Origin of the sequence: Marinobacter sp. BW6 (genome assembly GCF_008107725.1) — a bacterium.
Taxonomy (GTDB): Bacteria; Pseudomonadota; Gammaproteobacteria; order Pseudomonadales; family Oleiphilaceae; genus Marinobacter.
In genome coordinates, this window is sequence record NZ_VIRN01000064.1 from 1,101,348 (window position 1) to 1,126,883 (window position 25,536).

26 protein-coding genes are annotated in these 25,536 nt (G+C 56.6%); 19 read left to right on the forward strand and 7 right to left on the reverse strand.

Translation table 11 applies throughout. From position 1 onward, the window contains the following. Positions 1-253 precede the first annotated feature (253 nt). Positions 254-802 (forward strand): lactoylglutathione lyase, encoded by a 549-nt coding sequence (gene gloA, locus FMN52_RS13620; protein WP_148609127.1) that lies wholly within the window; start codon positions 254-256, stop codon positions 800-802. 6 nt (positions 803-808) lie between these two features. On the opposite strand, the gene FMN52_RS13625 is transcribed toward gloA, so the two are convergent. The 7 genes from FMN52_RS13625 to atzF all read right to left on the reverse strand — a co-directional run bounded on the left by FMN52_RS13625 (position 809) and on the right by atzF (position 8,070). Further along, positions 809-1,762 (reverse strand): EamA family transporter, encoded by a 954-nt coding sequence (locus FMN52_RS13625; protein WP_148609128.1) that lies wholly within the window; start codon positions 1,760-1,762, stop codon positions 809-811. Further along, a complete protein-coding gene (locus tag FMN52_RS13630; RefSeq protein ID WP_148609129.1) occupies positions 1,759-2,412 on the reverse strand; it encodes a lactate utilization protein in 654 nt (217 codons plus the stop codon). Before FMN52_RS13630 ends, FMN52_RS13625 begins: the two co-directional genes overlap by 4 nt. Further along, on the reverse strand, positions 2,409-3,848 hold the full coding sequence (locus FMN52_RS13635; RefSeq protein WP_148609130.1) for a LutB/LldF family L-lactate oxidation iron-sulfur protein: 1,440 nt from the start codon (positions 3,846-3,848) through the stop codon (positions 2,409-2,411). Before FMN52_RS13635 ends, FMN52_RS13630 begins: the two co-directional genes overlap by 4 nt. Beyond that, complete coding sequence (locus tag FMN52_RS13640; RefSeq protein WP_148609131.1) at positions 3,845-4,624, reverse strand: (Fe-S)-binding protein; 780 nt, start codon at positions 4,622-4,624, stop codon at positions 3,845-3,847. The genes FMN52_RS13635 and FMN52_RS13640 overlap by 4 nt, the downstream gene beginning before the upstream one ends. A 154-nt stretch (positions 4,625-4,778) precedes the next feature. After that, positions 4,779-5,048, reverse strand: coding sequence for a ComEA family DNA-binding protein (locus FMN52_RS13645; protein ID WP_148609132.1), 270 nt, complete (start codon positions 5,046-5,048; stop codon positions 4,779-4,781). Positions 5,049-5,507: 459 nt separating this feature from the next. Further along, positions 5,508-6,200, reverse strand: coding sequence for a GntR family transcriptional regulator (locus tag FMN52_RS13650; RefSeq protein ID WP_148609133.1), 693 nt, complete (start codon positions 6,198-6,200; stop codon positions 5,508-5,510). A 46-nt stretch (positions 6,201-6,246) separates the two neighbouring features. Beyond that, positions 6,247-8,070 (reverse strand): allophanate hydrolase, encoded by a 1,824-nt coding sequence (atzF, locus tag FMN52_RS13655; protein WP_148609134.1) that lies wholly within the window; start codon positions 8,068-8,070, stop codon positions 6,247-6,249. A gap of 343 nt (positions 8,071-8,413) precedes the next feature. On the opposite strand from atzF, the gene urtA reads away from it, so the two are divergent. The 18 genes from urtA (at position 8,414) to FMN52_RS13745 (ending at position 25,435) form a co-directional block, all read left to right on the forward strand. After that, positions 8,414-9,721: an urea ABC transporter substrate-binding protein gene (urtA, locus tag FMN52_RS13660; protein WP_148609135.1), complete on the forward strand. Its 1,308-nt coding sequence runs from the start codon at positions 8,414-8,416 to the stop codon at positions 9,719-9,721. A 94-nt stretch (positions 9,722-9,815) separates the two neighbouring features. Then, a complete protein-coding gene (urtB, locus tag FMN52_RS13665; RefSeq protein ID WP_148609136.1) occupies positions 9,816-11,414 on the forward strand; it encodes an urea ABC transporter permease subunit UrtB in 1,599 nt (532 codons plus the stop codon). Positions 11,415-11,417: 3 nt separating this feature from the next. Further along, positions 11,418-12,542 (forward strand): urea ABC transporter permease subunit UrtC, encoded by a 1,125-nt coding sequence (gene urtC, locus FMN52_RS13670; protein ID WP_148609137.1) that lies wholly within the window; start codon positions 11,418-11,420, stop codon positions 12,540-12,542. Continuing rightward, positions 12,539-13,363, forward strand: coding sequence for an urea ABC transporter ATP-binding protein UrtD (gene urtD / locus FMN52_RS13675; RefSeq protein WP_148609138.1), 825 nt, complete (start codon positions 12,539-12,541; stop codon positions 13,361-13,363). Before urtC ends, urtD begins: the two co-directional genes overlap by 4 nt. Next, the gene (gene urtE / locus FMN52_RS13680; protein ID WP_148609139.1) at positions 13,363-14,061 is read left to right on the forward strand and encodes an urea ABC transporter ATP-binding subunit UrtE; all 699 of its coding nucleotides are present in this window, start codon (positions 13,363-13,365) and stop codon (positions 14,059-14,061) included. The genes urtD and urtE overlap by 1 nt, the downstream gene beginning before the upstream one ends. Continuing rightward, entirely contained in the window at positions 14,058-14,954 is an 897-nt protein-coding gene (locus FMN52_RS13685; RefSeq protein ID WP_148609140.1) for an urease accessory protein UreD, read from the forward strand. Before urtE ends, FMN52_RS13685 begins: the two co-directional genes overlap by 4 nt. A 41-nt stretch (positions 14,955-14,995) precedes the next feature. Continuing rightward, positions 14,996-15,298, forward strand: coding sequence for an urease subunit gamma (gene ureA / locus FMN52_RS13690; RefSeq protein ID WP_008175208.1), 303 nt, complete (start codon positions 14,996-14,998; stop codon positions 15,296-15,298). A 10-nt stretch (positions 15,299-15,308) separates the two neighbouring features. Continuing rightward, positions 15,309-15,626, forward strand: a complete 318-nt coding sequence (locus FMN52_RS13695) for an urease subunit beta (protein WP_148609141.1) — start codon at positions 15,309-15,311, stop codon at positions 15,624-15,626. Then, positions 15,623-17,326, forward strand: a complete 1,704-nt coding sequence (gene ureC / locus FMN52_RS13700) for an urease subunit alpha (RefSeq protein WP_148609142.1) — start codon at positions 15,623-15,625, stop codon at positions 17,324-17,326. Before FMN52_RS13695 ends, ureC begins: the two co-directional genes overlap by 4 nt. A 47-nt stretch (positions 17,327-17,373) precedes the next feature. Continuing rightward, a complete protein-coding gene (gene ureE, locus FMN52_RS13705) occupies positions 17,374-17,946 on the forward strand; it encodes an urease accessory protein UreE (protein ID WP_148609143.1) in 573 nt (190 codons plus the stop codon). Then, complete coding sequence (locus tag FMN52_RS13710) at positions 17,918-18,631, forward strand: urease accessory UreF family protein (protein WP_148609144.1); 714 nt, start codon at positions 17,918-17,920, stop codon at positions 18,629-18,631. The genes ureE and FMN52_RS13710 overlap by 29 nt, the downstream gene beginning before the upstream one ends. Before the next feature lie 22 nt (positions 18,632-18,653). Next, entirely contained in the window at positions 18,654-19,292 is a 639-nt protein-coding gene (ureG, locus tag FMN52_RS13715; protein ID WP_117618110.1) for an urease accessory protein UreG, read from the forward strand. 44 nt (positions 19,293-19,336) lie between these two features. Further along, positions 19,337-19,522 (forward strand): hypothetical protein, encoded by a 186-nt coding sequence (locus FMN52_RS13720; RefSeq protein ID WP_148609145.1) that lies wholly within the window; start codon positions 19,337-19,339, stop codon positions 19,520-19,522. Between the two features lie 172 nt (positions 19,523-19,694). After that, a complete protein-coding gene (locus FMN52_RS13725; RefSeq protein WP_148609146.1) occupies positions 19,695-20,495 on the forward strand; it encodes an NERD domain-containing protein in 801 nt (266 codons plus the stop codon). 219 nt (positions 20,496-20,714) lie between these two features. Next, a complete protein-coding gene (locus tag FMN52_RS13730; RefSeq protein WP_148609147.1) occupies positions 20,715-21,251 on the forward strand; it encodes a hypothetical protein in 537 nt (178 codons plus the stop codon). A gap of 77 nt (positions 21,252-21,328) precedes the next feature. Beyond that, positions 21,329-22,243 carry a trypsin-like peptidase domain-containing protein gene (locus FMN52_RS13735; protein WP_148609148.1) on the forward strand — a complete coding sequence of 305 codons (915 nt, stop codon included), beginning with the start codon at positions 21,329-21,331 and terminating at the stop codon, positions 22,241-22,243. Positions 22,244-22,345: 102 nt separating this feature from the next. Continuing rightward, positions 22,346-23,890: a DUF4365 domain-containing protein gene (locus FMN52_RS13740; RefSeq protein WP_148609149.1), complete on the forward strand. Its 1,545-nt coding sequence runs from the start codon at positions 22,346-22,348 to the stop codon at positions 23,888-23,890. A gap of 408 nt (positions 23,891-24,298) precedes the next feature. Beyond that, positions 24,299-25,435 carry a RelA/SpoT domain-containing protein gene (locus tag FMN52_RS13745; protein ID WP_148609150.1) on the forward strand — a complete coding sequence of 379 codons (1,137 nt, stop codon included), beginning with the start codon at positions 24,299-24,301 and terminating at the stop codon, positions 25,433-25,435. Positions 25,436-25,536: the final 101 nt, after the last annotated feature.

Sequence of the window (25,536 nt, forward strand, 5' to 3'; positions counted from 1 at the left end):
TGAGGAGTCATTTCTGTAGGGAAACGACTGTTTGAGCGAAGCGAGTTCGGCTTCCCGAAAGAAATGACTCCTCGCACCCCTGCCAGCCACAAAAGCTTCAGAGCGTCTCTGAAGAACCGCCGGCGTAAAAACCGGCCCTCAAGACCCCGGTGGTGCGTCTCTGGCCCCGGGGTCTTTTTTTATGCCCTTGAAATCCCCGTGAAACGCACACAGGTATAATGGTTAAATCCTGCGAAAAAAAGGGAAAACCAACATGCCCAAGCATTTCGAACAGGCCCCTGGCCTCCACGAAGAACCCGTTCCCGAAACTGAAGGTTATGTGTTTAACCAGACCATGATGCGTATCAAGGAACCCGAGCGCTCCATGGACTTCTACACCCGAGTGATGGGCATGCGCCTGGTTCGCAAGTTGGACTTCCCCGAAATGAAGTTCACCCTGTACTTCCTGGGTTACCTCGATGACCGTCAGGCAGGCCTGGTGCCGCAGGACGACGCCCACCGCACCACCTTTACCTTCGGCCGTGAAGCCATGCTTGAGCTGACCCACAACTGGGGCACCGAAGACGACAACGACTTCGGCTACCACAACGGTAACGACGAACCCCAGGGCTTTGGCCACATCGGCGTTGCCGTGCCGGACGTCTACGCCGCCTGCGACCGCTTTGAAAAGCTCGGTGTGGATTTCGTGAAAAAGCCGGACGACGGCAAGATGAAAGGCCTGGCCTTTATCAAGGACCCGGACGGCTACTGGATCGAAATCCTGCAGCCGGACATGCTTGAGAAGAACCGCAAAGACGACTGAGGTGCGTTATTCCGCGCCGGCCTCCTGGCCGGCTGCGGGCTTACGGCCGTAGCGGGAGGCCACGACCACCGCTGCGGTCAGTATCAAGGCCCCGGCAATACCAATCGGCCCCAGAATCTCCTCCAGAAACACCCAGGCCAACAGCGCCACAAACAGCGGCTCCAGCGTTACTATGATGCTGGAGAGCGTTGCCGGTGTGGTCTTCATGCCGCTGAAGAAACACACATAACCGATGCAGGTTGGCACCACGCCAACGTAAACCACCATCAGCCAGTGCCCGAACTCCAGGCTTTCCAGACCCTCGAATCCGCCGCTCAAAGCCACTACCGGCAACAGAATCAACGCCGCCGTAAAGAAACAGATAAACGCCGTGGTAAACACCGGTGTGCCGGCGGAACTGTAGCGACTGGTGAGCGTGAAGCCGGTGTACACACAGGCAGCCAGTAACGCCACCAGGATGCCAGCGAGCCGAAGGGTGCCGCTGGTGTCCATATCGCTGAGAACCAGCATGGCCGTGCCGACAATGGCGGCGATCAATGAAAGAACCGTGAGCACGCCGGGTTTCTCTCCCAGCAAGGGTGCCGCCAGAATCGCCACCAGAACCGGGGGCAGACAGAGCGCGATCAGGGTGGCAATGCCGGCCCCGGTAAGGTCTACAGCGAGAAGGTAGCTGCCCTGGTAAAACGCCTGGAACAGGCCAAGCGCTGCCAGCGGTATCAGGGTCTTTCGGGTGAGGCTTCGAAGCGAACTACCGGGGACTTCGGCGCCCGGATTGGCGCGCTCAAGGCGAACCTGCTCCCGCCGCATCAATAACCAGAAAAACGGCAAAGCCACCGCCAGCCTCAGAAAACCCAGCGTAATGGCCTGAAGGTCGGTACCGGTAAACAGAAACTTCGCAACAATACCCGTGGTCGCCCATAGCAGGGCTGCCAGGGCGATCAACAGGGCGCCTTGGATCATTCAATAATCAACACAATCAGCTCTTTAGGACCGTGAACACCGTAGGCAAGGGTTTGCTCGATGTCGGCGGTTTTGGAAGGGCCTGAGATTAGCAGGGCGTTGGTCGGCATGCCAGCGGCCCAGTTCTGCGCCTTCATAGCTTCATGGAAGGTTGTGTAGAGTTCCGAGGCCTTGAGCACGGCAATATGAACCGGTGGCACCAGGCTCATGAGCCTTGGCTCATCATTGTTTGGCCACAGGATCAGTGAGCCGGTCTCGGCAATACCACCTCGGGTGGAGGTAATGCTGGCGTCGACTTCGTTGAACAGGTGTGCCTGCCAGCTTTCGATCGGCTCGTCGTAAATCAGAAGTTCCGGCAGATCGTCACGGCCGGCATCGCGTAGGGCCTGGCCAATCTCGTGCTGTTTCGGAATCAGAAGATTCCTGGCGCCGCGGGTGTTCAGCAACTCGGCCAGGCGGTCCATCCACATGTCTTCGGTGCAGTGGTGCACTTCACCGTGAACCGACTCGATCATCTTCTCGAACCGCTCGATGCGCTCTTTTGTCGACCAGTCATCCCGTACCAGAACAGAAAAGTCGCACTCCGGCACCGTCAGTTCACCGCCGGTTCTGTTGCGCAGACGCTGGAGAATCGTTTCCCGGGAACTCATTGGCCACGCTCCTTCATCCGCTGGTGCAGAGTTTTGGCCGCCAGTTTGGGCGCCGTGCGGTAATCGGTCCAGGCGCCGGCTTTCGAGGGCTGCAAGGCCCTGAATTTGCTGGCGGCACCGGTGCCGAAACGGTAGATGCCTGGGCTGGCATGCATCCAGGCCCAGCCCTTCCAGATCATCGCTTCCATGGAGCTGCGTTTGGCACCGTGGCCACGGACCTTGGCCGGATGGAGTTTGTCACCATCCACGGATTCCTGGCGCAGGCGCACCAACAGATCGGGTATGGGAATCTTCACCGGACAGACCTCGCCACAGGCACCACACAGGCTTGAGGCGCTGGGCAAATGCCGGCCTTCGTCCAGGCCAATCAGATGCGGCATCAGGATCTTGCCGATTGGGCCCGGGTAGGTGGTGCCATAGGCATGGCCGCCCACGCGGGTGTACACCGGGCAGTGGTTCATACAGGCGCCGCAGCGGATGCAGCGCAGGGTGTCCAGCAGTTCGTCGTCCTGGTAAATCGACGATCGGCCGTTATCCACCAGCACCAGATGCACTTCCTCGGGGCCGTCCAGCTCCTCGGCCTTGCGGGGGCCGGAAATCATGTTGAAGTAAGTGGTGATGTGCTGGCCGGTGGCAGAGCGGGTCAGCAGGGCGAGCAGGGCAGAGACGTCCTCCATGCTCGACACCACCTTTTCTATGCCGGTAACAGCAATGTGGCATTTCGGAACGGTGGTGGTCATCCGGCCGTTGCCTTCGTTTTCCACCAGGCACAGGGTGCCGGTCTCCGCCACCGCAAAGTTAACCCCGGACACGCCCACATCGGCGTTCATGAACTTTTCCCGCAATTGCAGGCGGGCACTGGCGGTGAGGTATTCCACGTCGTTGGAGAGATCGGTGCCGGTTTTGTCGTGCAATAACTGGGAGATCTCACCGGTGTTCTTGTGAATCGCCGGCATGATGATGTGCGATGGCGTTTCATCCGCCAACTGCACAATATACTCGCCCAGGTCTGATTCCAGGGCTTCTATCCCCTGTTCCTCCAGGTAATGGTTCAGCTCCATTTCCTCGGAGACCATGGACTTGCCCTTGATCACCGTCTTGGCATCCCTGGCCTTGCAGATATCCCGCACGATCCGGCAGGCCTCATCGCCATCCACCGCCCAGTGCACCTTGATGCCGTTCTCGGTCAGTTTCTTCTCTAGCTGCTCCAGCAAGTCTGGCAGATTGGCCAGGGCCCGCAGGCGGACGTTGGCGCCGAGATCCCGGAGGGTTTCCAGGTCCCAGCCCTCGAACGCCGTCTTGCGCTTGGACATCAGCCCGTCCATCGCGCTGCGGAAGTTCTTGCGGATCTTGGGATCGTGAATGGCCGCCTGAGCGCGCGGGTGAAACTCTTTTACGTCGATGTGATGGCCAGTGTGCTCGGCTGTTTCGCTCATGACTGCTGCCCCCCTTTGCTCTGGGTTCGCGCCCAGAGGAAACTGAGAATATGCTGGCCCTCAACAGGCTTTTGATTCTTCTCGGCGTAGCCGGCAATGTTCATCAGGCAGCCGCAATCGGTGGTCACAAACTGCTTGGTGCCGGTATCCACCAGGGCGTCCACTTTCTCGCTCACCATGGCTCCGGAAATCTCCGGGTGGCGGACTGCAAAGGTGCCGCCGAAACCGCAACACTCCTCGGGTCGCACTTGCTCCACCAGGTTCACGTTCTTCAACTGGCCAAGCAGCTTGGGCCCCACTTCGGCTACGCCCATTTCCCGGCGGGCGGAGCAGGAGGTGTGCATGGCCACGGTGGTGGGCTCGCCCAGATCTTCCAGCTTGATGTGGCAGACGTTGAGCAGAAAATCCGTCAGCTCCCAGACCCGGCCCGCAACCTCGGCGGCTTTCACCTCTTCCGTGGTGTCCTTGAACAGGTCCGGGTAGTGCTTGCGCATCATGCCGCCACAGGAGCCGGACGGCACCACAATAGGCCAGTCGCCGGGAAACAGGTCGAGCTGGGCTCTGGCTACTGATCGGGCCTGGTCGTGATAACCGGAAGTGTAGGCTGGCTGGCCACAGCAGGTCTGGTTCTGCGGAAACAGCACCTCAATGCCTTCACGCTCCAGGAGTTCCACGCCGGCAATGCCCGCATCAGGGTAGAACATGTCCACCAGGCAGGTGCCGTAGAAATAGACTTTCGCGGGTTTTGCAGGATAAACCTTGATCGGATCAACCATGTGCGGATGCTCAACGGTTTTTGAATTGTTATCCAGCAATAATAGGGTGACGAACGCGGTGTTGCCAGACGACTTTTTGATCAGTCGGAAAGAGCCAGGAGGGAAGGGCGCGGGAGAGAGTAAGGGCAGTGGCAGCGCGCCACTGCCCGGGGTGTTACTTGACGGTCAAGCGCTGGGCGTTTTTCTCGATGGTACGCTCGCCAATGCCTTTCACATTTGCCAGGTCTGCGGTAACCGCAAACGGACCGTTGGCCTCGCGATAGGCAACGATGGCCTCGGCCTTGCTCTGGCCAATGCCGTTCAGGCTGGCGAGGGTAGCCACGTCGGCGGTGTTGATATTGATGGCGGCGTCCTGGGCGTAGGCAAAACCGGTAACCAGGCTGAACAGCAGAACGAGAGTCGCGAAAAGCGGTGTGCGCTTCATGAATGTAGGCTCCTGAGGCTAATTTGCGTTATTGGTTTGGTGCCAGGGCGCAAAGCAGCAGAAGCGTAATCTAAGAAGAAAGGGGAAATGTCTGAGGGAGCCGAGAGTGCACGGACGGGACCACGCTCCATGTGATCCCCGATTCCGTGGCTGACCCCTGCCTGTTCCTTCAGGCGTGCGACTCATCCTGAGCGCGTCTTCCCTGTGATCTTCCCTGTAAGCCCTGATCCTTTGGGCAACTCCTGAGCCGCGGAGGGCTCTTCCCTGGAGTTCTCGTCCTTGAGCCAACGTTCCTTGCTGGCTTGTCATCCCTGACAATGCCTAGTCTACTCCGGGTCATATTCCTACCTATCGGACAATCGCTCCGGGGTTTGTGCGATATGTCTTACAGATTCGTAAGCATTTCGGCGCCTGTCAGAATGAACGGAAGTTCAGTGTTTGCGGGCCCTGTAGGGCAATTTATTGCTCGCTGCGGTGGGCCGCTGCAGCCTCACGTATCCGCTCCATGGTGATTTCCCGCACGGCCCTCTGGCTGGCCCGGATATGGCGGGTCAGCCGATCCGCTGCCTCACGGGCCATGCCGTTCCTCAGCGCTTCCAGAATCGCGGCGTGTTCCACATAGGTGGCATCCACCCGTTCATCCCGGCTGAAGTCCAGGCGCCGGACAATCCGGAGCCGGTCGGTGATCTCCCGATGAATCCGGGTCATTTCCCGATTTCCGGCAGCGGCCACCAGATCGCAGTGAAAACTCTCATCCAGCATCCGAACCGTGCTGCCTACCGCACGTTCCGAAGGATGATCCGGGTTCCAGAGGGCAGTCAGTGTTCGCAGTGCCGCGGGCTCCTCGGCCAGGCCGCAGATCTTGTGCACGGCCGCTCGCTCGAGGGTAATGCGCAGGTCATAGAGTTCCTCGACCTGCTGGAAATCGAATGGCTTCACTTGCCAGCCACTGCGGAACAGCACCTCCACATGGCCCTCCCGCTGCAAACGGTAGAGCGCCTCCCGGACCGGAGTTCGGCTGGCGTTCAGGCGGCCTCCGATATCCCCCTCGCTGAACCGGTCGCCGGGGATCAGGCGGAACTCGAAGATGTCCTCTTTCAGGGCCTCATAGACCCTGTCTGCCACGGACTCTTTTCTTCTATGGTTTGCCATTGGCTCCGTGTGTCCCCTCGTTGGGCGCCAGAGGTGCCCGTGATGTTCAGGCTTTGGAGGCGATATAAGCGCGCCAGCCTCCGAACTCCGTTACGTCCTGTGCGCCCTCGAAACCGTAGCCCTCGCAGATAAAGCCGTTCACCCATCGGCCATCGACCAGCTCCACATTGCCGATGCCCAGGGGTGCGGGGATCAGGTCCACAAAGGAGCCGAAAGCCGAGGCCGGCATTTCCCAGACTTCGACAATGATTTCCTTGCCTTCGCCCTCGGCCGCCCGTTTCAGTCCGGGTTTCGGCGGTGTGGTGTTTGGCAGGGCGAACAACCGATAGTTAGCAGAGGTTGTGGTTTGCTCCAGCAGAACCGCATAACGTTCGCTGAGCTGCGTGTTCAGGGGCATGCCACTGAGGTGGGCGCCTACGACCGCCACCTGGACGGTTGGTGTGGAAATCTCGGCACCGGGTGTTTCCTCCGGGCGCTCTTGATCGGTGGCCCCCAGAGATGTCGGGTGGGAATTCAGCCATTGGCAGGCCAGGTGCTGCAGTTCAGTGTCTTTCCATGCGCCGGTGATCAGGGTAACGCCGAAAGGCAGGCCATCGTCCCGGAAGCCGGCAGGAATGGCCAGCGCACTCATGTCGGCCAGGTTCACGAAGTTGGTGTAAGTGCCCAACTGGCTGTTCAGGGTGACCGGGTCCGCGTTCACCGCCTCGATGGTGGGAGCCGTTGGAGCCGTGGGTACCAGCAGGGCATCCACATCGGTCAGCAGTTCGTCGATCTGGCGCTGCAGCTCTTCCTTCCGGTACTGGGCCTTGAAGGTATCGGTGGCGCTGAAATTCCCGGCCTTGCTGATAATGCCTTTCACCACCGGATTCATATCATCACCGTGGCTGGCCATGAACGATTCCACCGCCGCGTGGCGTTCGGCCACCCAGGGGCCTTCGTAAAGCAGTGCGGCCAACTCCAGCATGGGGCTGAAGTCCAGGGGAATCAGTTCCACGTTTTGCTGGCGCCACTGGCTGATGGCGGTATTCCAGGCCGCTTCCGCCTGCTGATCGCCGAACCATTGCGGGTGCTCAGGAATGGCCAGTCGTTTGATGGGGCCGGGCCGGCGAAGCGCGGGGCCATCCAGGGGCAACGCATAGGGGGCCCTGCGAGAAAAGGCATCGTCGGCATCGAAGCCGGCCATGACATCCGCTACCAGGCCAGCGTCGTTTACGGTGAGTGCAAAAATGGACACGCAATCCAACGAACGACAGGCCGGTACCACGCCGCGAATGCTGAACAGTCCCTTGGTCGGTTTCAGCCCCACCAGATTATTCAGCCCGGCGGGAACCCGGCCGGAACCGGCGGTATCGGTGCCCAGGGCAAAGGGCACCAGTCCTCGTGCAACCGTTGAAGCGGAGCCGGAGCTGGAACCGCCGCTGACAACATCCGGTTTGAAGCTGTTGGGTACCGCGCCATAAGGAGAGCGCGTGCCCACCAGGCCGGTCGCAAACTGGTCCAGGTTGGTCTTGCCAATCACCACGGCACCTGCGGCCTTGAGCCTGGCCACAGTGTTGGCATCTTCTTGCGGGGTGTAGGCAAAGGCAGGGCAGGCGGCCGTTGTCTCAAATCCTGCCGCGTCAATGTTGTCTTTCGCGGCAAACGGAATGCCGTAGAGAGGTAGCTTGTTTATGTCGCCCCCAGCGTTCTGGAGGTTCTGTTCCAGCTCAGCCAGTGCCTTACCCAGCCCCTTCTGGTCCAGAAGCGAGATCCAGGCGACGTCTGTTGTATCCAGGCGGGTCAGCAACTCACCCAACAGTGACTCGGGCGTAGCGCCCTCCTTGTAAGCGTCCTGCCAGTCCTTGATGGTCCATCCGAGCGTTGAAGGCATTGGTCATCCTCATGTGCGTGATCAACTTGTATACATGTGAATTGGCAATGCGTGTGCCAGATGCGGATTTTTCTTGATAGTTACCAGAAAACATAAAGTTATGAGTGCTTTTGAGGCAAAAGGCTGGTCAGCTCTGCCCGGATCGGGTGCGCTCGCACCAAAAACGCTCAGAAATACTGCGCTCTGGAGGGGCATTCAGCCGCGCGGGCTTCCACGATTTGCCTTGTATACTAGATAAGTCACTGTTTTTTAGTGGGATATGAGGAGTGTGGAACAGCAGATGCAGAGGCCCTGCTGCGTTTGAAGACGAACTGCATACCCAACTAAGAAAAGGACGCCTGAAATGAACCTCAAAAAACACGTGAAACTTGGTCTCTCTGCACTCGCACTATCCATCTCCTTTAACTCCGTTGCAGCGGAAGATCCCATCAAGGTGGGCATCCTGCACTCACTGTCCGGCACCATGGCAATCAGTGAAACCGTTCTGAAAGACACCGTTGAAATGCTGATCGAGCAACAGAACGCCAAAGGCGGTGTGCTCGGCCGTCAGATGGAAGCGGTTGTTGTAGACCCGGCTTCCAACTGGCCGCTGTTTGCTGAAAAAGCCCGCGAACTGCTGGCCCAGGAAAAAGTCGACGTGATCTTCGGTAACTGGACCTCGGTTTCCCGTAAATCCGTACTGCCGGTGGTGGAAGAGCTGAATGGCCTTCTGTTTTACCCGGTACAGTACGAGGGTGAGGAATCCTCCGAAAACGTCTTCTACACCGGCGCTGCGCCCAACCAGCAGGCGATTCCTGCGGTTAACTACCTGATGAATGAAATTGGCGTAGAGCGCTGGGTGCTGGCGGGTACCGACTACGTTTACCCGCGTACCACCAACAAGATCCTTGAGACCTACCTGATGGACATGGGTGTGGCCAAGGAAGACATCATGATCAACTACACGCCTTTCGGTCACTCCGACTGGCAGAACATCGTGTCTGACATCAAGCGTTTCGGTTCCGCCGGCAAGAAGACTGCCGTTGTCTCCACCATCAATGGCGACGCCAACGTGCCGTTCTACCGTGAACTGGGTAACCAGGGCATCGCGGCCTCCGACATCCCGGTTGTTGCTTTCTCCGTGGGTGAGCAGGAACTCTCCGGTATCGACACCGGCCCGCTGGTTGGCCACCTGGCCGCCTGGAACTACTTCATGAGCGTGGACAACGACGCCAACTACGACTTCATCGACCAGTGGATTGAGCACACCGGCAACGAAGAAGCGGTCACCAACGATCCGATGGAAGCCCACTACATCGGCTTCAACATGTACGTGGAAGCAGTCAAGAAAGCCGGTACCACCGACGTGGACGCGGTTAAAGACGCCATCATCGGCGTTACCGTGCCGAACCTCACTGGTGGCTACGCCGCCATGATGCCAAATCACCACATCACCAAGCCGGTATTGATTGGCGAGATCCAGGACAACGGTCAGTTCTCTGTGGTTTGGGAAACCTCTGGTCTGGTTGCCGGCGATGCCTGGTCTGACTACCTGCCGGGTTCACGGGACATGATCGCCGACTGGCGCAAGCCCATGTTCTGCGGAACCTTCAACACGGCAACCGGCACCTGTGGCGCGTCTGCGGGCGAAATGGCCGCTGAAGCCGAGTAAGGCAGAAACGGTATAGCACCATGACAACCGGGGGTGGCGGACGCTGCCCCCGGCTGTTGCCCTGCAACACGCTTTCAATAGACAGGACACACTCATGAGCATCTGCCGATCGCTCACATTGCTGCTTATCGCCCTGATTTCCCTGTTGTCGCTTCCTGTAATGGCTCAGGAGGACGACCCTGGCAAGGCTCTGCTGATCAACCTCGCAGAAGCGCCAGCCAGCAAGGTGGAAGAGGCGGTGAACGCCATCGTCAGCAGTGGTGATGAAAGAGCCAGAGGCTGGCTCGAAGCCTATGGAAATAACCGCCTTAGCCGGGTAAAAGACACCGGGCAGGTGGTATTGGTACTGAACAACCGGGGCAGGGACTGGGAAATCGCCGATCCACTGACCGGAGAGGACATGGGCGAAATGTCCCGCCGTGAGCTGGACAGAGTCGCCATCAATAACCGAATACGGGGCCAGCTTGAAGGCATACTCGCCATGCTGGACCTGAATGCCGCAGATCCCGATGTGCGTGAAGCCTCCGCACAAGACATGATGGGCAAGGTGGATGCCTCTCTGGTGGAGCCGCTGGAAGCGCGGCTGGAGCTGGAAGAGAACGCCAGCGTACGCAACCGCATTGAAGAAGCCGTGGCCATCTACCGGGTGGGTGAGGGCAACCTGGAGGCCGTGGAAGTACTTGCCGGCAGCCTGCACCCGCGCGCTCGCGCAGCCCTGAACGAAGCCGTCCGAAGTGATAACGAGGCGCTGGCTGCCAGGGCCACCAAAGCACTGGAAAGCATCGAACAGAAACTGAAACTGAACCGCGCCGCCGAGACCCTGTATTTCGGTCTTTCCCTCGGCTCGGTCCTGGTGCTCGCCGCCATCGGCCTGGCCATCACCTTCGGCGTGATGGGCGTGATCAACATGGCCCACGGCGAACTGATCATGCTGGGTGCCTACACCACCTGGGGCATGCAGCAACTCTTTCCCGGCCAGCCTGGCCTGGCATTGATTCTATCGATTCCCGCCGGCTTCATGGTGGCGGCCACCGCCGGCATCATCATCGAACGCAGCGTGATCCAGTACCTCAAGGGCCGTCCCCTTGAAACCCTGCTGGCCACCTTCGGCATCAGCCTGATCCTGCAGCAGCTGGTGCGCACCGTGATCTCCCCACAAAACCGCACCGTGGTGACGCCGGACTGGATGAGCGGCTCCCTGGTGATCAACGACGCGCTCTCGCTGACCCTCAATCGCCTGTACGTACTGGCGTTTGCGCTGATCGTGTTCGCCGGCCTGATGCTGATCATGCGCAAGACCCGCCTGGGCCTGGAAGTGCGCGCCGTTACCCAGAACCGTGCCATGGCCCGCTCCATGGGCATCCGCGCCACCCGGGTAGACATCATGACCTTTGCCCTGGGCTCCGGCGTTGCCGGCCTGGCCGGTGTGGCGCTGTCCCAGCTCACCAACGTGGGTCCCAACCTGGGCCAGAACTACATCATCGATTCGTTCATGGTGGTGGTGTTCGGCGGCGTCGGTAACCTCTGGGGCACGCTCATTGCCGGGCTTTCCCTGGGCACCATCAACCAGCTGCTTGAACCCTGGGCCGGTGCCGTACTCGCCAAGATCATCGTGCTGGTGTTCATCATCCTGTTTATCCAGAAACGGCCGAAGGGGCTCTTCCCCCAGAAAGGCCGGGCTGCGGAGGGTTAAGGTATGTGGTTAACAAGACCCTTGCAGGAACGTTCAACCCAGATCTTCCTCGGCGTGCTGTTCTCGGCCCTGGTGGTGGTGACCTTCCTCCACCTGTTCATGCCCCAGGACAGCGCCCTGCACGTCAGCGCCTACACCGTGACGTTGCTGGGCAAATACCTGTGCTACGCACTGCTGGCGGTGGCGGTGGACCTGGTGTGGGGTTACCTCGGTATCCTCAGCCTGGGCCACGGCGCCTTCTTTGCCCTCGGCGGCTACGCCATGGGCATGTACCTGATGCGCCAGATTGGTGATCGCGGCGTGTATGGGGACCCGGTGCTGCCGGACTTCATGGTATTCCTGAACTGGCAGGAGCTGCCCTGGTTCTGGCACGGCTTCGACATGGCCTGGTTTGCTTTCATCATGGTGCTGCTGGCCCCGGGCCTGCTGGCACTGGTGTTCGGCTTCCTGGCCTTCCGCTCACGGGTGACTGGGGTGTACCTCTCGATCATCACCCAGGCGCTCACCTTCGCGCTGATGCTGGCCTTCTTCCGCAATGAGATGGGCTTTGGTGGTAACAACGGCCTCACCGACTTCAAGGACATTCTTGGCTTCAACCTGCGCACGGACGCCACCCGCCTTGGGCTGTTCATTGCCACCGGCATCGCGTTGGCCATTGGCTACGTGATCTGCCGCGGCATTGTCACCAGCAAGCTGGGCCGGGTGAGTGTGGCCTGTCGGGATGCCGAAGCCCGTACCCGCTTCCTGGGCTACCGGGTGGAACGGGTACAACTGTTTGTGTTCGTGGTCTCGGCCATGCTGGCGGGTGTGGCCGGGGCGCTGTACGTGCCTCAAGTAGGCATCATCAACCCCAGCGAATTCTCGCCCCTGTTCTCTATCGAGATCGTGGTGTGGGTGGCTCTCGGTGGGCGAGCTACACTGTATGGAGCGGTGATTGGTGCCATTCTCGTCAACTACGCCAAAACGGTGTTCACCGGCATCATGCCGGACGCCTGGCTGTTCGCCCTCGGTGGCCTGTTTGTGCTGGTGACCGTGTTCCTGCCCAAGGGCATTGCCGGGCTGCTGCAGAAGCGCAGAAAAGCCAAGGCAGATGACGACACCACCACCGGGCAGGAGGCAACCGTATGAGCTTTTTTCAGGAGCTGACCGACCGCGAGCACGTGTTCGAGTTTCTGACCCAGGTGCAATCGCCGGTGGACGTGCGCCACGGCCCCATCCTGTACCTGGAAGACGTAAACGTGAGCTTTGATGGCTTCAAGGCCATCAACAACCTTAACCTCACCATCGACGACGGCGAGCTGCGCTGCATCATCGGCCCCAACGGCGCGGGCAAGACCACCATGATGGACATCATCACCGGTAAAACCCGCCCGGACACCGGCTCGGTCTGGTTCGGTAGCCGCCACAACCTGCTCACCATGAACGAGCCGGACATTGCCTCCCTCGGCATCGGCCGCAAGTTCCAGAAACCCACGGTATTCGAAGCGCTTACCGTGTTCGAAAACCTGGAACTGGCCATGGCGGCGGACAAGCGGGTGTTTCCCACCCTCACCGCCGTGATGAAAGCCGAATACCGGGACCGGATCGACGAAGTGCTGGAAATGATCGGCCTGGAAGCCCTGCGTGACCGGCTCGCCGGCATCCTCTCCCACGGCCAGAAACAGTGGCTGGAAATCGGCATGCTGCTGATGCAGAAACCCCGCCTGCTGCTGGTGGACGAGCCGGTCGCCGGCATGACCGAACAGGAAATGGAACGCACCGCCGAACTGCTCACCAGCCTCGCCGGCAAGCAGTCTGTTGTGGTGGTGGAGCACGATATGGGCTTCGTACGCTCCATCGCCCGCAAGGTCACCGTGCTGCACCAGGGCAGCGTGCTGGCGGAAGGCTCCATGGACCAGGTCTCCAACGATCCGGAAGTGATCAAGGTCTATCTCGGGGAGGAGGCGTAATGCTGAAGATTGAAAAGCTCAACCAGTTCTACGGCGAAAGCCATACCCTCTGGGATCTCGACCTGGAGGTGCCCCAGGGCCAGTGCACCTGCGTAATGGGCCGCAACGGCGTGGGCAAGACCACCCTGATGAAATGCATCATGGGCGAGGAAACCACCAAGAACGGCCGCATCGAATTCGCCGGCGACGTGGAACTCACCAAAAAGAAAGTGGAAGACCGCTCCCGCCTCGGCATTGGCTATGTGCCTCAGGGCCGGCAGATTTTCCCGCTGCTGACCGTGGAAGAAAACCTGCGCACCGGCCTGGCCGTGCGCAAGGACGGCAGCAAGAAAATTCCCGAGCGGGTGTACGAGCTGTTCCCGGTGCTGAAAGAAATGCGCCACCGCCGGGGCGGTGACCTCTCCGGCGGCCAGCAACAGCAACTGGCCATCGGCCGCGCCCTGGTGATCGAGCCGCGCCTGCTGATCCTCGACGAGCCGGGCGAGGGCATTCAGCCCAACATCGTGGCCCAGATTGGTGAGGTGATTCGCAAGCTTATCGAGGAAGACGGCCTGACCGTGTTGCTGGTGGAGCAGAAACTGCCGTTCGCCCGCAAATACGCCGACCGGTTTGCCATTCTCGACCGCGGTCGCCGGGTGGCGGAAGACGAGATTGCCGGCCTGACCGATGAACTGATCAAGAAGCACCTGACGGTATGACGGTCTTCGAGCGCATAGAGCCCGCCCACGACTCCGGCCATCGTTTCGACAAGGGCCGGCGCTGGGCGGCGTCCATTGCCCTGGGCTTCGACGCCCGCCCGGATGGCGACAACACCGCGACCCGCATGACCCATGTGCGCCATAACGGCCCGTTGAGAGTGCAGCGCCCGTTCTACCCGGAAGGCCGTAACGGCTGTTGCCACGTGTACCTGCTGCACCCACCGGGCGGACTGGTCAGCGGCGATGCCTTGAGCATTGAAGCCCGGGTCGGTAAAGGCGCCCACACCCTGCTGACCACCCCCGCCGCGGCCAAGCTCTACAAGGCCGACAGCCACGGCGTTGCCTGGGCCCAGAACACCCATCTGAAGGTGGAGCAGGGCGGCACTCTGGAATACCTGCCCCAGGAAACCCTGGCCTTCGATGGCTCCCGGGGCGAACAGAGCACCACCATCGAACTGGAAAGCGGCGCCAAGTGCATCGGCTGGGAAATCCTGGCCCTGGGTCGTCCGGCCAGCAAACTGCCGTTCATCTCCGGCCATCTGGAACAGAGATTCCGCCTGCTCATGGATGGCCGCCCCCTGTGGCTGGAACGTCAGCCCATGGACCCGAACCACCCCCGGTTCAAAGGCCACTGGGGCCAGGGCGGTGCCACCGTGCAGGCCACCCTCTGGGTGGTTGGCCTGGAGGACGAAGCCGGCGCCATTGAAGAGCTCAGAGAAAGCCTGCCGGAAAGCAAACGCTGGGCGGTTACCCGCCGACGGGGCGTGGTGCTGCTGCGTTACCTGGGGCAGGAACGAAACGAAGCCTGGGCGCTGTGCCAGCAAGCCTGGGAACTCATCCGGCCAAGACTTACCGGCCAGCCAGCCAGCGTTCCCCGAATCTGGCTGACCTGAACAACAGACGAATTGCGTAGCGATAAGCGGAGCGAACAACGATGGAATTAACGCCCAGAGACAAAGACAAACTGCTGCTGTTCACGGCAGCCCTGCTGGCCGAGCGCCGCAAAGCCAAAGGCCTGAAGCTCAACTACCCGGAAGCCGTGGCCCTGATCAGCGCTGAAATCATGGAAGGCGCCCGCGAAGGCCGCACCGTGGCCGAGCTGATGACCGCCGGCACCGAAGTCCTCACCCGTGATGACGTGATGGACGGCATTGCCGAAATGGTCGACGAAGTGCAGGTGGAAGCCACCTTCCCCGATGGCACCAAGCTCGTCACCGTCCACAACCCCATCGTGTAAGGAGCGCGCCATGATCCCCGGTGAATATGATTTGAAAGACGGCGACATCGAGCTCTGCGAAGGCCGCGAACGCATCGAGATTGAGGTGGCCAATACCGGCGACCGCCCGGTCCAGATCGGCTCTCACTACCACTTTGCCGAAGCCAACCCGGCGCTGGATTTCGACCGCGCCAAGGCCCGGGGCTATCGCCTGGACGTCGCTGCCGGCACCGCCATCCGCTTCGAACCCGGCCAAAGCCGCAAAGTGACACTGATCCCGTTCGCCGGAGGCCGTGAAATCTACGGTTTCCGCCAGGAAGTCATGGGCAAACTGGAGGGCCAGAAATGAAAATCACCAGACAAGCCTACGCAGACATGTACGGCCCAACCACCGGCGACCGGGTAAGGCTCGGCGACACCGACCTGTGGATTGAAGTGGAAAGCGACGCCGCCCACTACGGCGACGAAGTAAAATTCGGCGGTGGCAAGGTTATACGCGACGGCATGGGCCAGAGCCAGCGCGCCGATGCGGCGGTGATGGACACCGTGATCACCAACGCCCTGATTCTGGATTGGTGGGGCATCGTCAAAGCCGACGTGGGCATCCAGAAAGGCCGTATCGCCGCCATCGGCAAAGCCGGCAACCCCGACACCCAGCCAGACGTCTCCATCGTCATCGGCCCCGGCACCGAAATCATCGCTGGCGAGGGCAAGATCCTAACCGCCGGCGGCATTGACGCCCATATCCATTTCATCTGCCCCCAGCAGGTGGAAGAAGCCCTGATGAGCGGGATTACCACCATGCTCGGCGGCGGCACCGGCCCGGCCACGGGCACCAACGCTACGACCTGCACGCCGGGCCCCTGGCACATTGGCAAGATGCTCCAGGCGGTGGATTCCCTGCCCATGAACATCGGCTTTTTGGGCAAGGGCAACGCCTCCCTGCCGGAATCCCTGGAGCTGCAAATCCAGGCCGGCGCCATGGGCCTGAAACTCCATGAAGACTGGGGCACCACCCCGGCCAGCATCGACAACTGCCTCACCGTGGCGGACAAATACGACGTACAGGTGGCCATCCACACCGACACCCTGAACGAATCCGGCTTTGTGGAAGACACCCTGGCCGCGTTTAAGGAACGCTGCATCCATACCTACCACACCGAAGGCGCCGGCGGCGGCCACGCACCAGACATCATCACCGCCTGCTCCAAGTCTTACGTACTGCCGTCGTCCACCAACCCGACCCGGCCCTACACCGTGAACACCATCGACGAACACCTCGACATGCTGATGGTGTGCCACCACCTGGACCCGAACATCCCGGAAGACGTGGCCTTTGCCGACTCCCGCATCCGCCGCGAGACCATTGCCGCAGAAGACATCCTGCACGACATGGGCGTGATCTCCATGATTGCTTCCGATTCCCAGGCCATGGGCCGGGTGGGCGAAGTGGTGTGCCGCACCTGGCAAACCGCCCACAAGATGAAACAGCAGCGCGGCCTGCTGCCGGAAGACGAGGACCTGGGCGCCGACAACCTGCGCGCCAAACGCTACATCGCCAAGTACACCATCAACCCCGCGATCACCCATGGCATCGCCCACGAAGTAGGCTCGGTGGAAGTGGGCAAGCTGGCGGACCTGGTGCTCTGGAGCCCGGCGTTCTTCGGCGTGAAGCCGGCCACCATCCTCAAGGGCGGCATGATTGCAGCCGCGCCCATGGGCGACCCGAACGCCTCGATTCCCACGCCCCAGCCGGTGCACTACCGCCCGATGTTCGGCGCCTTCGGCAAGGCCGCCAGTGCCACCCGCCTGAGCTTTGTGAGCCAGGCCGCGATTGATGCCGGTATTGGCAATGAGCTTGGCCTGGACAGCCCGCTATCCGCCTGCAAGGGCGTGCGCGAGGTGCGCAAGGGCGATATGAAACTGAACGACGGGTGCCCGCACATCACCGTGGACCCGCAAACCTACGAAGTGCATGCCGACGGCGAACTGCTCACCTGTGAGCCCGCCACCGAATTGCCCCTGGCCCAGCGCTACCATCTCTTTTAGTCAATACAGCTCAAGGCTGTTCTGAGCCGGGGATAAGAGGACTTTTTATGTTGGAACTGATTGAACGCATCGGCGATGTGAAATCCACCGGGATCGACACCAGCGAAATCCTGGACAACCTGATCCTGCCCTACGAACTGCGCATTCGCGGCCGGCTGCGGGCCACCACCGAAACCAACGTGGACGTGGGCCTGTTCCTGGATCGCGGCCCGGTGCTAAGAGACGGCGACCTGCTGCAGGCCCGAACCGGCGAGATCGTGCGTATCCGCGCCGCCGCAGAGCAGGTAGTCACGGCCCGCATCGAATCCGGCCAGCCGTTGGCCCGCCTGTGTTACCACCTGGGCAACCGCCACGTTTCCCTCCAGATTGGCTCCGGCGGTGCCATCGGCGAAGACGAGCTTGGTAGTTGGGTGCGCTTCCCGCCGGATCACGTGCTGGAAGAGCTGGCGGAACGCCTGGGCGCCACCGTGGTGCATCACACCGCCCCGTTTGATCCGGAACCCGGTGCCTATTCCCAGGCCGGGCATTCTCATGGTCACAGTCACGGTAACAGCCACAGTCATTCACACGATCACGACCACGGGCACAGCCATGGCCACAGTAAGAAACACACCCACTGAGGCCGCCACCCCGCAGGTGGACGACCTGGCCCTGCTGGGCCTGATGCAACTGGTCAGCCCGGCACTGCCCATCGGCGCCTTCGCCTGGTCCCAGGGCCTGGAAAGCGCCTTTGAACTGGGCTGGGTGAACAACGAGGCCGAACTGGCCGAGTGGATTGAAGGCGTTCTGGAAGACGGCCTGAGCCGCTGCGAACTGCCCCTGCTGGTGCGTTTGCAGACCGCGTGGGCCGAAGGCGATGCCATTACGCTGGCAAAGTGGAACGACTGGCTACACGCCACCCGGGAAACCGCCGAACTGAGCGACGAAGACACCCGCCTCGGCGGCGCCCTCGTCACTCTTTTGCGCAACCTGGAGCTGCTGCCCCAGCCACACCTGATTCCGGAAGAGCCCGGCTACATCACCATGTTCGCCTGGGCCGCCCATAAACGCTTTGTGCCCGTGCGCCAGACGCTGCTCGGCTTCGCCTGGGCCTGGCTGGAAAACCAGCTTGCCGTCGCCTGCAAGGCATTGCCCCTGGGCCACACCGCTGCCCAGCGCATTATCGAACGGCTGCGACCGCAGCTGTCGGTGGCAGTGGACAGGGCCCTGGAACGGAATGACAACGAACTCGGGCCCATCCTGCCGGGACTGGCGCTCGGAAGTGCCCTACATGAAACACAGTATTCACGGCTTTTCAGAAGCTGAATAACAATTGAGGAGATCTGCCATGACACATTGTCTGAGAGTTGGAGTGGGTGGCCCGGTTGGTTCCGGCAAAACCGCCCTGTTGCGCCAGTTGTGCAAAGCCCTGCGGGACCATTACGACATCGCCGTGGTGACCAACGACATCTACACCCGCGAAGATGCGGACTTCCTCCTGCGCCACGAAGCCCTGGCCGCAGACCGCATCCTCGGCGTGGAAACCGGCGGCTGCCCCCACACCGCCATCCGCGAAGACGCCTCCATGAACCTGGCGGCGATCGACGACCTCCAGCGCCGCCACCCGGATCTGGAATTGGTGCTGGTGGAATCCGGCGGCGACAACCTCTCCGCCACCTTCAGCCCGGAACTGAGCGACCTCACCCTGTACGTGATCGACGTCTCCGCCGGCGACAAGATCCCCCGTAAAGGCGGCCCCGGCATCACCAAATCCGACCTGCTGATCATCAACAAGATCGACATCGCCGAACAGGTGCATGCCTCCCTGGATGTAATGGAACGGGACAGCAAGAAAATGCGCGGCGAACGCCCCTTCGTGTTCACCAACCTGTACGACGGGGTAGGGCTGGAGACGATCATCAGCTTCATTCTGGAGCGGGGCATGCTGCCGGAGCGCCGGCCTGAGAAGCTTGCCGAGACTGCTTAACGACAACGGATTTTGAGATTTAAACGAACTACGGAGAGACAACCATGAAACTGACTAACCGACTGACTGTGACTGCCGGCCTGCTTCTGATCTCTGGCGCTACTTTTGGCCATGCCGGCCACGAAGCGCTGGGTGATGGGGTGCATATTGAGTACTTCCTGGCTGCCGGTGCGGCTGTTGCTGTTGGCATCTATGCGCTGATGCGGCAAAAGCGTGACGGGCAGGATTGAGGAAATACCTTAACTGATTTGCTCACTATTGGTTGGAAAGCCGCCCCTAACTCGGGCGGCTTTTTCGTATCGGAGTTACCAAATTTTACGTCCGACGGGTAGGAAGTTTCCTTACGATTAGGCTAGTGTGTAGTTATAAGAAACGGACTTACGCCGCTGTTAAGGATAACGGATGGACCACACCCAGATATTGCACGCCCTCCAGAACAACATTTCGACCGAGATTTGGTATCTGATTCCCCTATTTCTGCTGGTGGCGGCGGTCATCAAATCTCCCTGGTTTAAAGGCAGAGCCGGGGAAGCTGTGGTTAACCTTTCAGCCAGACTGTTTCTCGATAAAGCCCGTTACCACCTGATCAAGAACGTCACCCTGCCCACCGAAGACGGCACTACCCAGATCGACCACATCATCGTTTCCCGGTACGGGGTTTTTGTGGTGGAAACCAAGAACATGAAGGGCTGGATCTTCGGTAACGCCAAACAGCGGTATTGGACCCAGAAGATCTTCAAGTACTCGCAGAAATTTCAGAACCCGCTGCATCAAAACTACAAACACGTTAAGACTCTGCAAAATCTGTTGGGCCTGAGTGATGAGCAGGTTTTTTCGGTAGTGGTCTTTGTAGGGGATTCCACATTCAAGACGCCCATGCCGGAGAACGTGACCCACGGTGGTGGGTATGTCCGCTATATCAAAGCCCAAACCGAGCAGCGGCTCTCGGATGTTGAGGTTCAGAAGGTGATCGAAGCCATTGAATCCGGGCGGCTGGCGGCTACGTTCAAAAATCACAGATATCACGTCAAGCATGTGAAGGAGGTCGTGGCGAAGAAAAATAGTGAGCCACGATGCCCGAAGTGCCAGGGTGAGATGGTAAAGCGCACGGTGAAGCGTGGAGAAAATACTGGGAAGGAGTTTTTTGGCTGTAAGGCATTTCCCATGTGTCGGGGGATCATTGGTGCTTCGTTATTGCAATAACGAAGCTGTCAAATGATTACAGCGCGACCAGAGTGTTAGCGCAGCGTAGCGCTTTGATTTAAATAGTTTAATTGGAAAAAACTGAGTTTTGGTTCTGAGTTTTTATTGACGCTCATCTGATTGCAATAACGAAGCACGCTATCTAATCACTGTTAAGTTTCTATGAACCTATTAGGTCCCAAGAAAGATCTCGACATCGCGAATAAAGCGATCGATTGCATGAAATCCACCACAGATTTTTCTGAGTTTCAGGAAAGCTGGGAGAATTTTCTGTTCCGAATAGAGAGAGCCTGGGAGTTCACCGAACGAACGCTCAAATCGAAGAAGGGCTTCCAGCAATGGCATAAGCCATACACTGAGCTGCGGAAAAAGGACCCTTTGCTGGTGTTTTTACGGCAGGCACGAAATGCAGAGATGCATAGCGTTTCGCCCACAGTGACCAAGCCTCTTAAGATGGCAGTAATTGATAAAAGTGGACGTGGTTTTCAGCTCAATTCAATTTCATCACGGCTGGAAAATGGGACTTTGACGATAGATTTGGATTCACCCGACATATTGCTCGATCTGGATACCAGAATCGTGCCTACCGATCCTGAAGTTGTGCGTTTCAAGAATAGAGGAAAGTGGTACAACCCACCATGGCAGCATCTCCGGGAAAGAATCCGTGATCTCCACCCAGTGGCTTTGGCAGAACTTGGCCTCGTGTTCTATCGAGCCTATGTCAATGAAGCTGAGCTTTGGAGTCAGAAAACTTAACAATGTGGTCAACGGGACGCCAACTACGCTGCGCTCCGTTGCCGCCCATTACCACTGGCGTTAAAAAGTAGAGAAATATGCTGTCATTAGCAGAAGAACTTTTACACACGACGGTTCGGCTCGAAGGAAAGAAAGCGAACGGCACCTCGGTTGGTACTGGCTTCTTCTTTTTTCGTGACGAACGGCTGTGGCTTGTAACCAACAAGCACGTCGTTGAAGGAGTGCTCGCTGGACGCTTTTTTGTATTGAAAGGAATAGGTGGAGGTGAAGACAAGCAACCACTTTTAGGTGAGTTTCATGAAGTTAGCTTTTCTGCATCGAACTTTATAGGTCATCCCGATCCCACCGTTGATGTCACTGTCATGAATGTCTCAAAGATCATGTCAGAAAACGGAGGAATCGGAAGCACGGCGTTTTGGAAGCATATATCAGAAGATTTGTTCCCGACTGAGGAGCATCTTGATAAGTTCATTGGGCCGATGGAGGAAATTGTATTTATTGGCTACCCAAGCGGTCTTTGGGACACCAAAAATATGCTCCCAATCGCCAGAAAAGGAATGACTGCAACTGCTTGCTATGTGGACTTTGATGGCGAGAAAAAATTCTTGATCGATGCCTCTGTTTTTCCCGGCTCAAGTGGGAGCCCAGTCTTCATTTACTACGCAGGATCGCATCCTGACAAGCGAGGCGGGTTCTACTCTGGTAACCGGATGCATTTTATCGGCCTAATCGCTAAGGTATTTCAGAGGCTCGAGGAGGGGGAAGTAAAGGCTGTTGATATTCCAACGGAGGAGAATCAGATAGCGCAGGTGTATCAGATGATTGATCTTGGGATTACGTTTCGGCCCGAGACAATAATTGAGGCCATTGATTATTACCTAGCATGTGTTGGTAACTCGCCTATCAGCACCCCTAAATCACCTTCTAGGAATTCTTTGTGTCAGTGTGGGAGCGGGAAAAAATACAAACACTGCCATGGATTGATCGAATAATTTTTGACAAGTGGCTGTTGTCGGACGTACCTACGCTGCGCTTCTGTGCGCTGAAAAGCCAAGCGTTAGCGCAATAAGGAAACTATGAGAGACTTAGGGTTAATGGGAGAGAGCACCTTCAGCCTTTGGTGTGCTGATGTTGGTTTAATCCCGAACGGTTCACAAATTGATAAAACTGGGTGGGACTTTTTTGTCGAGTTCCCGTTTAGCTCCGAAATCTCAACTCATGAAATCCATAAGTCAGCATTTGAGTGCAAAGTTCAGGTTAAGGCAACCGATAAGAATCAAAGAAAACTACCCATAACGCTCTCAAATTTGAGGCGGTTGATTACCGCGCAAATGCCCGCATTTTTTGTCTTTATTGAATTCGACGGGAAGGAGGTTGCTCAAAGAGCGTTCGTTGTTCATGTTGATGATGATTTGATTTCCAAGGTCTTGAAAAGACTGCACCAGGTAGACCAGAGTGACAGTGATAATAATTTTAATAAACGTAAAATGACTATAAATTATGATGAGAGCCACGCTATAGAGCCGTTGAATGGCGCAGGTTTGAAAGAACGTTTTTTATCTTATATTGGCGGTAGTGTTGAAGAATATATAGCTATAAAAAAATCTCACCTTGAATCTACTGGTTATGAGAATGGGTTTGCTCAAATGACTTTTACTACAGGTGGTGAGGAAAACTTAAAAGCATTAATTGACGTCTCTCTGGGAATTGAAAAGCAAGTTGAAATCTCGAAGTTTAAAGGTTTTGATACACGATTTGGCATAAAAAACAAAAGCCCATTTGTTGATTCTGAGGGTGGCAAATTGGAGATGCCAAATGTGCAGCCAACAGCGGATGGCAAGATTAGATTTAAAGAGGATAAGTTGTCTTCAGGTTTATCGTTTGTTGCTAAGCTATATAACTCTCCATTTAACGCGATGGTTCCAGATTCTTTAAAAAAGATGAGAGTCGAGGGCGAATTTTTTGATCTTACCTTTAATCCGTATACAGGTTTTGCAAGCTATTCTTTCTCTATTGGAGAAGGGGTCCGGCTAGAAGTTAAAAAATTTAGAGATGCTGTAAAATTACTAAATCATCTCAATTCATCTGGAACAAAATTATTTGCTGAGTTTTTATTCGAAAGCCTTCCTAAACTTGAGTTTAAGGTTGGCTGCTCCGAGCAGGGATTTGACTTTTCAGATGAGCTTCAGTCTCTAGAGTGTGCTGTTAGAATTTTGTCAGATTTTGAAGTCAATGATATCGTTGATATATCTTTGGAAGAGATATCTCGGCACGGCTCTAGCATATGCCAAATGCACAGCATTTCTGGATCTGATCCTAGTCTTTTTAAAGTCGAGTTTGATGTTGAGGGAGATGGTTACGATCCATTGAAACCAACAGCATGTATATTTCTAGTAACAACACCAATCGGGAGCCATGTTTTTGGTGTTATTTTGGTTTTGACTGGCAAGGTTGAAAGCATAGAAAATGGTAGGTTTCGGCTAATAAGTGACAATGTTGTTATAGAGCAAAAAATTGTATCAGAGAGAGATTCGACTATATCAAATGAAGATTTGGTGTCGGCTGTAGAAAGAATAGAACTAAAGTACGAGTCAGATTTTTCAGTAGTCACTATGTTTGATAAAAGTGCTAACAAATGAATCAAGCCGACCGTTTTCTGCTGCCGCTACAATAGGCGGCTTATTCAAGGCGTTAGGCAATAGGAAGAGCATCATCGAATGGAAATTTTGCTATCAATACTCGGCTCGTTAGCGTCCATTGGTGGTACAATCTGGGCGTATGTCCAAGCGCGGCGATCTAAAACGTTTGCAGAACAGGCAAAGCCTGTCAGGGATGTGCTTGTAGAAAGAAGGAAGACTATTGAGGTTTCTAAAGTAAATTCAGAAACCGCTAGGATTTTTCGTCTCGTTTCCAAGGTTGGGCCAACATGTACTTCTACTTCCGTAAAAGCGAAAACCGGGACAGATATATTTTCCCGTCCAGGTTGTATTCGGAGTATTTGCAACGCGATAATAATAAGGTCCTTTTGATACAGCGATAGGGTTGAGATGAGATCCAAGTATTCAGGAAAAGAAGTAATAAAAGCCGGTGAAATATTTCTGCATGAGGACGGAAATTACTCGGCTGATGAATTGAATAGAGCCATGGATGTTCTTTCATATTGGAGATTTGAACACGAATACGCCTTAGAGAAGGCTCTGGAGTTGTTGAGAAAGGAGACTTTAAAAAAAGATAAAAGTGCAATATTTGCAAAGAGATTGAAAAGGTACGCGTCGATTGTCTCAAAGCTCAAAAGATTTAGGAAAATGAAGCTGAAGAATATGCAAGACATCGGCGGTTGTCGGGCTATTGTTTCAAGTGAAAAAAAGCTTTATCAAGTAGTGAGAGAGCTTAGAAAGAAAGATAATTTCAAAAACGGTCAAGGTATAATTAGATATAAAGACTATGTGAAGAACCCAAAAGATGATGGATATAGAGGTTATCATCTGATTGGGTCATTTACAGACGGTTTCGGAGGCAAAAAATCAATCGAGATTCAGGTTAGAACTGTGATTCAGCATGATTGGGCTACCGCGCTTGAAATCGTAGACCTATTTACAGGTCAAGCTTTGAAGTCGAATCAGGGCAAAGCCGAATGGAAGAATTTTTTTCGACTGGTCAGTGATCATTTTTCTTTGATGGAAAGTGTTCACTTGTTTGTATCCAAGAGTCAGCAGGATCAGTTTTACGAATATGAAAGGATAATAAATGAGAATAAAGATTATTTTCAGTCTGGAATTGAAATCCAAGAATATGAGTCGAAGTTAAAGGTCGTAAAAAGACTTCAGGCATATGCTCATTCTCTTAAAATAGCTGATGAGCATATATCCGAGCATAAGGTTGATGGTTATGTTTTGCTTAGGGTTGATACCGCAAGAAAAGAAGTGGAGTCTACGATATTTTCAAGCTCAAACAATGAAGAGGCGGAAAGAAAATATATAGAGTATGAGAAAGAATCAGCAAAAAAAACGAATTTAGTGGTTGCTTTGGTGTCAACTACAGCGGTCGGTGGGATAAAAGAGGCGTACCCAAACTACTTTGCAGACTCTACCGATTTTTTACAATATCTAATCCACATACTTGATGCACCCTTTGCAAGGAAGACATCGTTTTTAGAGAAATGGCTCAAAGGTACCGGACTTTAGAGCCTAACCAGAAAGCCGGATAAAGCCGATACAGATCCAGTTTTTCGCTCTCTCTGATGGTGCAGCCCAGAAAAGACTCTGTGTTTCAACAGCAAGGATGG

Coding starts and splice junctions, on each gene's coding strand:
- gloA (WP_148609127.1), top strand. CDS start 254: ATGCCCAAGCATTTCGAACAGGCCCCTGGCCTCCACGAAGAACCCGTT.
- FMN52_RS13625 (WP_148609128.1), bottom strand. CDS start 1,762: ATGATCCAAGGCGCCCTGTTGATCGCCCTGGCAGCCCTGCTATGGGCG.
- FMN52_RS13630 (WP_148609129.1), bottom strand. CDS start 2,412: ATGAGTTCCCGGGAAACGATTCTCCAGCGTCTGCGCAACAGAACCGGC.
- FMN52_RS13635 (WP_148609130.1), bottom strand. CDS start 3,848: ATGAGCGAAACAGCCGAGCACACTGGCCATCACATCGACGTAAAAGAG.
- FMN52_RS13640 (WP_148609131.1), bottom strand. CDS start 4,624: ATGGTTGATCCGATCAAGGTTTATCCTGCAAAACCCGCGAAAGTCTAT.
- FMN52_RS13645 (WP_148609132.1), bottom strand. CDS start 5,048: ATGAAGCGCACACCGCTTTTCGCGACTCTCGTTCTGCTGTTCAGCCTG.
- FMN52_RS13650 (WP_148609133.1), bottom strand. CDS start 6,200: ATGGCAAACCATAGAAGAAAAGAGTCCGTGGCAGACAGGGTCTATGAG.
- atzF (WP_148609134.1), bottom strand. CDS start 8,070: ATGCCTTCAACGCTCGGATGGACCATCAAGGACTGGCAGGACGCTTAC.
- urtA (WP_148609135.1), top strand. CDS start 8,414: ATGAACCTCAAAAAACACGTGAAACTTGGTCTCTCTGCACTCGCACTA.
- urtB (WP_148609136.1), top strand. CDS start 9,816: ATGAGCATCTGCCGATCGCTCACATTGCTGCTTATCGCCCTGATTTCC.
- urtC (WP_148609137.1), top strand. CDS start 11,418: ATGTGGTTAACAAGACCCTTGCAGGAACGTTCAACCCAGATCTTCCTC.
- urtD (WP_148609138.1), top strand. CDS start 12,539: ATGAGCTTTTTTCAGGAGCTGACCGACCGCGAGCACGTGTTCGAGTTT.
- urtE (WP_148609139.1), top strand. CDS start 13,363: ATGCTGAAGATTGAAAAGCTCAACCAGTTCTACGGCGAAAGCCATACC.
- FMN52_RS13685 (WP_148609140.1), top strand. CDS start 14,058: ATGACGGTCTTCGAGCGCATAGAGCCCGCCCACGACTCCGGCCATCGT.
- ureA (WP_008175208.1), top strand. CDS start 14,996: ATGGAATTAACGCCCAGAGACAAAGACAAACTGCTGCTGTTCACGGCA.
- FMN52_RS13695 (WP_148609141.1), top strand. CDS start 15,309: ATGATCCCCGGTGAATATGATTTGAAAGACGGCGACATCGAGCTCTGC.
- ureC (WP_148609142.1), top strand. CDS start 15,623: ATGAAAATCACCAGACAAGCCTACGCAGACATGTACGGCCCAACCACC.
- ureE (WP_148609143.1), top strand. CDS start 17,374: ATGTTGGAACTGATTGAACGCATCGGCGATGTGAAATCCACCGGGATC.
- FMN52_RS13710 (WP_148609144.1), top strand. CDS start 17,918: ATGGCCACAGTAAGAAACACACCCACTGAGGCCGCCACCCCGCAGGTG.
- ureG (WP_117618110.1), top strand. CDS start 18,654: ATGACACATTGTCTGAGAGTTGGAGTGGGTGGCCCGGTTGGTTCCGGC.
- FMN52_RS13720 (WP_148609145.1), top strand. CDS start 19,337: ATGAAACTGACTAACCGACTGACTGTGACTGCCGGCCTGCTTCTGATC.
- FMN52_RS13725 (WP_148609146.1), top strand. CDS start 19,695: ATGGACCACACCCAGATATTGCACGCCCTCCAGAACAACATTTCGACC.
- FMN52_RS13730 (WP_148609147.1), top strand. CDS start 20,715: ATGAAATCCACCACAGATTTTTCTGAGTTTCAGGAAAGCTGGGAGAAT.
- FMN52_RS13735 (WP_148609148.1), top strand. CDS start 21,329: ATGCTGTCATTAGCAGAAGAACTTTTACACACGACGGTTCGGCTCGAA.
- FMN52_RS13740 (WP_148609149.1), top strand. CDS start 22,346: ATGGGAGAGAGCACCTTCAGCCTTTGGTGTGCTGATGTTGGTTTAATC.
- FMN52_RS13745 (WP_148609150.1), top strand. CDS start 24,299: ATGAGATCCAAGTATTCAGGAAAAGAAGTAATAAAAGCCGGTGAAATA.